Annotated in this window: 6 protein-coding genes and 2 pseudogenes; 2 read left to right on the top strand and 6 right to left on the bottom strand. The window is 33.8% G+C overall.

Features of this window, described 5'->3' with window-relative positions:
* Nucleotides 1–103: 103 nt before the first annotated feature.
* Nucleotides 104–379: pseudogene (locus ACFFIX_RS20295) on the bottom strand (transposase domain-containing protein); the annotation flags it as partial.
* A 585-nt stretch (nt 380–964) separates the two neighbouring features.
* Here ACFFIX_RS20295 and ACFFIX_RS20300 point away from each other — a divergent pair.
* Both ACFFIX_RS20300 and ACFFIX_RS20305 read left to right on the top strand, forming a co-directional pair.
* A pseudogene (locus tag ACFFIX_RS20300) lies at nt 965–2,097 on the top strand (site-specific integrase).
* A 46-nt stretch (nt 2,098–2,143) separates the two neighbouring features.
* Entirely contained in the window at nt 2,144–2,698 is a 555-nt protein-coding gene (locus ACFFIX_RS20305; protein WP_378937304.1) for a DUF3900 domain-containing protein, read from the top strand.
* A gap of 187 nt (nt 2,699–2,885) precedes the next feature.
* Here ACFFIX_RS20305 and ACFFIX_RS20310 read toward each other — a convergent pair whose 3' ends face one another.
* The 5 genes from ACFFIX_RS20310 to ACFFIX_RS20330 form a co-directional block, all read right to left on the bottom strand.
* On the bottom strand, nt 2,886–3,035 hold the full coding sequence (locus ACFFIX_RS20310) for a hypothetical protein (protein ID WP_378937289.1): 150 nt from the start codon (nt 3,033–3,035) through the stop codon (nt 2,886–2,888).
* Nucleotides 3,036–3,363: 328 nt separating this feature from the next.
* Nucleotides 3,364–3,525, bottom strand: a complete 162-nt coding sequence (locus ACFFIX_RS20315) for a phage holin family protein (RefSeq protein WP_378937291.1) — start codon at nt 3,523–3,525, stop codon at nt 3,364–3,366.
* A 575-nt stretch (nt 3,526–4,100) separates the two neighbouring features.
* The gene (locus ACFFIX_RS20320; RefSeq protein ID WP_378937306.1) at nt 4,101–4,736 is read right to left on the bottom strand and encodes a 2OG-Fe(II) oxygenase; all 636 of its coding nucleotides are present in this window, start codon (nt 4,734–4,736) and stop codon (nt 4,101–4,103) included.
* Nucleotides 4,737–5,194: 458 nt separating this feature from the next.
* On the bottom strand, nt 5,195–5,476 hold the full coding sequence (locus ACFFIX_RS20325) for a hypothetical protein (protein ID WP_378937293.1): 282 nt from the start codon (nt 5,474–5,476) through the stop codon (nt 5,195–5,197).
* Nucleotides 5,477–5,598: 122 nt separating this feature from the next.
* Nucleotides 5,599–5,802, bottom strand: a complete 204-nt coding sequence (locus ACFFIX_RS20330) for a hypothetical protein (protein ID WP_378937295.1) — start codon at nt 5,800–5,802, stop codon at nt 5,599–5,601.
* Nucleotides 5,803–6,131: the final 329 nt, after the last annotated feature.

Here is a 6,131-nt window from a genome sequence, read left to right on the forward strand (position 1 = left end):
TTCAATTTATATTATAACTCAACTTTCGCACCTATAAAGCTATGGTGAGTTTAAGCGTAAACGTCAAGTAGCCCCCATACTACATGGGTGGTGTATTTCGGGACTATGTTTTGTTTGCTTCACTTTTTATCGGTACTCTGCATGCCGAGGGTAAACTAGATGACCACGGCAAGACTTTATCTATTTCTTTTTTATTTGTTAGATCCATATTTGGCAGCGTTTCAAACAAATAGCGAAGATAATGATAGGGACTCAAATCGTTCTCTTTTGCCGTTTCAACCACACTATACATGATGGCACTCCCTCTAGCACCTCGCGGTGTATTAGAAAACATCCAATTTTTTCTCCCAATCACAAACGGTTTAATGGAACGTTCACTTCCCCATAACCTCGTAGGATAATTTTACCACAACAATATAAAAAGGCACTTACATCATAATAGTAAATGCCTCTGAAGTTTTAATTAACTCTTGATGATTATTAAAATCGATAATTTATTAAGAAGAACTGTAAAAAAAAAAGACAGTGAGCTTTTTCGTTGCTCGCTGCCTTTATTAATATTAATTTTGCTTATAGACACGAGTGCGTTCAAGGAGGAATGTTACAATGCTCTAACCACAAAAAAAACGGTAATACTTTTTGAAAGTAACTCTAATATTCATCCAGATTGCAGGGGTGATACACCTACCACACATTCCAATATAAAAATCAATGTAATTGGTGATTTGCACCCCCCCATAAAGAAACAACCACTAATATAGTGAGTGTGTTTCTTGCGTGAGAAAAAACTTCTTCACAGGAGAATATTTGTTATGGTGCTTATTTATATGTTCTATCTCCATCTGCAAATATCTTACGTGTTGTCTTAATATCAGAATGGTCAAAAATCTCACTTTTTATGGTAAAATATAACTAAGGAAACCTTCACAGACAAAGGGTAACTTCCAAGGAGGTTGTTCTTACTGTGACAGGTAGTATCAATAAAAATAAACAAACAGGAAAATGGGATTTCATATTTAATAGTGGTATAGACCCCATGAATGGTAAACGAAAACAAATTAGAAGAAGAGGCTTTGAATCAAAACGCCATGCTCTAGATGAAATGACAAAGCTAAGAGCAGAAGTATTAGAAGACTAGTTCCTAGACCTGACAAAGATGACTTACGAACGCTATATGGAGGAGTGGTTTCAAGAAAGGAAGAATACACTACAAAAGACTACTTTTGAAATTCACTCTATCTATTTTCGAAATGTCATAAAACCAAGATTTGGTCAGTTAAAGGTGCAACAAATTGCTCCAATTCAAATACAGAGGTTTATCAATGAATTAGTAAATGATACGGACTATTCAGAACACACCATCCATCTTATCTTCAGAATTGTTAGTGCTTCATTGAAAAAAGCTAAAATATTGAAGCTAATAAAGGATAACCCTTCCGATGGAATCACTCTTCCGAAGATTAAGAAGAGAGAAATGAGTATTTGGTCGCTCGACCAAGTCAATCATTTCATCAGCGAAGCTAGTAATATTAACAGATTGACTCGCTGTTACATCGGATTTCTAATTTCTATCTTTACAGGAATGAGACAAGGAGAGATTTTAGGACTGCGTTGGAAAGATATCGATTTTGAAACACATATAATATTTGTTCGGCAAACATTAACACAAAATGCTGAAATAAAATCAGGTGCAAAGAATGAAGCAAGCGTTCGTTCCATTCACATCCCTAGTAAATTAGTAGGCGAGTTCAGTACCTACAGGAAACAGGTCTTACAGGAAAAGCTGGCTCACGGGCAAAAAGTTACCATGACAACGACTTAGTTGTTTGCACAAGGGACGGTAAACCCATGATACCGAGAAACTTCCGCAAAGAGTTCTATAATCTAGTAGAGAAGGTCGGCTTACCTAAGATTCGTTTTCACGACCTTAGACATACCCATGCGAATATCTTGATTCAACAAAATGTTAATGTGAAGCTTATTTCCGAAAGGCTAGGACATTCAGATATTGTAACAACGCTTAACACATATAGCCATGTCCTTCCAAACATGCAGAAATCGGTATCTGATAAATTAGATAAAATCATAGGAATGTGACCGAAATAGTGACCGATATACATCAACTGTCCCTAAATGCAATCACATCAACGTGTCAGCTCTCTTCTACCCATACATGCCTGAAGAAGGCATGGTTGAAACTGGTGAGTTAAAAATTCACCAATCCTCACACGCTCGATACTTTGAGGACTTCTTAAAATATGTGGATTATCAAGAATCCATGCCTGAGATTATGAAAACGCAAGTGATCCATATGGTGCAGGAACATGTTCAACAAACGTATCAGCCTGAAAGTAAAGAGCTTCAGCAGTTTGAACATGAGATGGAAATTTGGGAAGCTAGTCCTAAGCGTGAAATTCAAGAACGTTTAACGACAGAGCAAGTTGTTGAAGCTTCGGCTCAGATTGTTGAGCATACACCAGAGGCTGAGTTGAAGATGAAGCTTGGAGAGACGTCGATTAAGGGTTTGCTTGCTGATTTTGGGGAGAATGTTCATTTAGGGAAGATAAATGGACGGTATGTGTTATTAGTAGAGGCAGATTCCATTCAGTTTGAGAAAGGTGTTTCTCCGATTGAGTTTCATCGGCCTGATGATTTGTTAGAGATTATTGAGAGGATAAGTAAGAAAAGCGTGAAATAGGAGCAAGTGAGGGCTTTCTTGTGACCACAGAAGTAATAAAGAACAGCAATTAATTGTAGCTATGAAAGAAGGTTTCCTTTAACTACGTCTTAAATTATTAACTCAAATAGACAGGAGCTTGTAAAGTTGCTCCCTGTCTATTTGTGTAGTAGAATAGTTGCCTACCTTTTTTCATAAAATTAACCCTTTACTTCTCCACATTAGGATTAATTTGCTTCACTCCTGCTTCTTTTTTTAAAGCACCATTATGAGTTCCATTATTAGCCGTATTTTCAAGTGCTTGACCTACTTCACCTGTATAATTCATTTTATGTTCTGGAATTCGTTGACTCTTCATCGATTAATACCTCCCTTCTTCCTCTATTATTTTCCTCGTAATTACAAAGATTCATACATTATACTTTTTATCCCCTTTCACAGAGGTTAAGTTCACAGAAGTTAAGAAAGTTCGGAAGAATATCCGTATTCACGCCTTCATCGATGAAGAGATAATGGAAATTATCTCTTACTTCAGAAGAAAAACGTTCCGCTTGTAAGCTCTCTCCTCAAAATTACAATTTTATATTTTTTAAAAATGACAGTGGCTTAAAGCACAGGCCCACTGTCTTCTTTTTTTAGAAACATATTCCTGATGACCTAAGTCCTTCACGTGCCTACCCCTATAGTTAATCAGCGTTCGTTGGTAGTTCTTCCTTCGCTAATTGGTCAATGTATTTTGAGATGGCTCTTGGAATCGGAACACCGATGTGATGAAGGTTTTCCAAAAATGATAATTCTTCCATTCCGATTCGAGTTGATTTTCCTTTCAGGTATTTATTCCAATACATACCTAAAGTCTAATTGATTACTAACCTCTTTTTGTGTTCTTGAAGTCAATTATCTCATTTCGTTCATGATAACTTCACTTTTTATTACTTTAAATGATAGTTAAAGAAAAAGTGGTCAAAATGTGAGAATACACATTAACCACTTTTTAAAACACATAAGCATATATGGATTTTCTATTCCTTACATTTAGCTGTAAAAATAATTTACGTAACGACCGCTTCCGTTCTTAAGAACGGAAAACATACCTTTTTATATAATCACGTAAAATCAATATCTAGAGTATATAGACTACTTCACAATATAATGTTTATATTTCAAGTATAAAGTAGTGATGAAAATATGTAAGTAGTCTAATTAGGGAGTAATCTTACCCCTAATATACCTCGATTTTATGCAAATTGTAGGAGTGATAGTACTACTACACAATTCAATTGTTTAATCATAGTAATTGGTGATAAGCACGCCCACCTTAAAACATAAAAGACACCCCTTTTATGAGTGCCTACAATACCTTGCTTTAAAATGGAGAATTATTTCCGCTCCAACATACTCCAAATACACTGTATTTTACAAATTACATTTTTTTATCTCTTTTTCTTCTCATCCATTTTGTTGCAACCCACTTTTCTCCAGTGATAACTGGTGCTCCACCATGTAAGGTTAACTCATTTAAAGCATGATCATTATAAAAGTATTCGAAATAAACCGCCATACCCTTTTGTGGGGATACTGAAAAATTAAGTTTAGGAAAGAATGTTTCTCCACCATGTTCTACATCGTTTAAATACATGATGAGTGTACTAATTCTAGGATTGCTTACTATTCGATCTGTTGATAAAAAAAAGTCAAAATGATCTTTATACTCTTGACCGATTTTATAATTAAGAATTTGAAGACCTTCTCCATGTTCAAAAGGGATATTCATAATATGTGATAATCTTTTTTCAATTCTAGTAACAATGTCGCTTTCACCTTCTTGAAAAAACATACTACTACTTGTTCTGAGTTCATCTATTTCATTTGTTTTTCCAATTTTCGAACGCCGTATTCTATCTTTCGACAACCTAATTAACTCATCACATTCATCCTCGCTTAAAACATTTCCTAAAATTACGATTAGTGGTTCTTCTAATTTAGCAATGATGTTAATTTCTCTATCTTCTGTTTTTATTTTATTTCCAATGTGATTGAAAATCGTTTGTTCTTTCATCGTCAACTTCCATCATCCTCTTAACTTATCTAATTTTACAAATATTAATTCTATATATTTGATTTTACCATTTAGGAATAAAGTAGTAAGTATAAAGAGTGAAATAATCCTAAAATTAGCAGGCATACGTAAACAAAGCTGTTAATAAACAGTCTTTTATGACTATTCTTATCGACCACACCCAATGAATATTTATCATGATCATGGGAGCATAATACATCTTTTATGGAATTCATCTTTAATTTGATAAATTCACTCCTTTATCCATGCTAGCTATCTAGTCTGATACAAAAATGTTCGTACCCCTATATAACAGATGCTAAATAACTCTAGGTTTAATCTTTTGTTAATAGATTAAGATTTAAATCTCCCCAATCTTTTGTAAAAAGATAGATAATAGCTTAAAATTTGACAAATTGGAATTTAACTGAAAAATAAAAACACCCCTATTAGGAGTGTCAGTCCATTAATCCTTCATCAACATAAACTTCCATACCTTCCTCTTCCAGACAATCACCAAAGTACATAACTTCTTTCTTATAATCCCAATTGATAATATTTAAATCTTTTTCATTAGCTTCATACACAGCGATAACAGATCCATCAGCATAAAGCTTTATAAAATCCTCATCATCTCCACTTTCACCCTTAAATTGAACTTCAACACTGAATTGTTTCCCTTTTACTATTTTTTTGTTAGCTTTCAATGCTTTAGATAGTAAGTCTTTTATTTCATTCAATTGAATAACCCCCATAACTTTATAATTTGATTGTATTTTTTCATTTAATTTGTATCATATTTGATTTATTAATGCATATTTTAGTTTATTTGATGACCCTTTGATGTTCATAACAGTATATTTCACCGTTGAACATCTTCTTTTGTTAAGCAATACCCCTTAACTTTTTCACTTATAACAGCACCACATACCTTGCATTTATCTTTTTCTTGCTCTTTCTTAACTTCATTGGAGTTTCCATTACTTGTACTTCCTTTAAGAATTTGAACATGCCTTTCTCTGACCTCTTGATCTACTATGTTAGCTTGTTTTATCAGTAAGTACATTTGCTCTATTTCATTTTCAGAATAAACTGGTGATCCATTTTGAAGCTTAAGTACATTCAGCTTCCTATTCTATCAACTCCCCAATTATTTAGAAGTACGTTTATTCTTTCTTCAGGAACACCCTTATCTAATATATATATATATATAGCTTATTTTTGTTCTAAAGTACATTTTTCCATAAAAAAACTGCACCCCAATTGTTAGTCGAGTCTAACAATTGGGGTGCAGTTCAATCGCAGATAAAAGGCTTTCTTCTTTATACTACTTTCTTGATATCTATTTTTTTCCCTTCCTTTAGCTGCTTCTTAAATTCAGCTGTTGCTGTGAAA

It is taken from the genome of Metabacillus herbersteinensis (assembly GCF_042433335.1).
In the GTDB taxonomy this organism is placed as follows: Bacteria; Bacillota; Bacilli; order Bacillales; family Bacillaceae; genus Metabacillus; species Metabacillus herbersteinensis.

Excerpts from the sequence above, each read along its gene's own strand:
- ACFFIX_RS20310 (WP_378937289.1), bottom strand. The coding sequence starts at position 3,035 with ATGAAGAGTCAACGAATTCCAGAACATAAAATGAATTATACAGGTGAA.
- ACFFIX_RS20315 (WP_378937291.1), bottom strand. The coding sequence starts at position 3,525 with ATGTATTGGAATAAATACCTGAAAGGAAAATCAACTCGAATCGGAATG.
- ACFFIX_RS20320 (WP_378937306.1), bottom strand. The coding sequence starts at position 4,736 with ATGAAAGAACAAACGATTTTCAATCACATTGGAAATAAAATAAAAACA.
- ACFFIX_RS20330 (WP_378937295.1), bottom strand. The coding sequence starts at position 5,802 with ATGTACTTACTGATAAAACAAGCTAACATAGTAGATCAAGAGGTCAGA.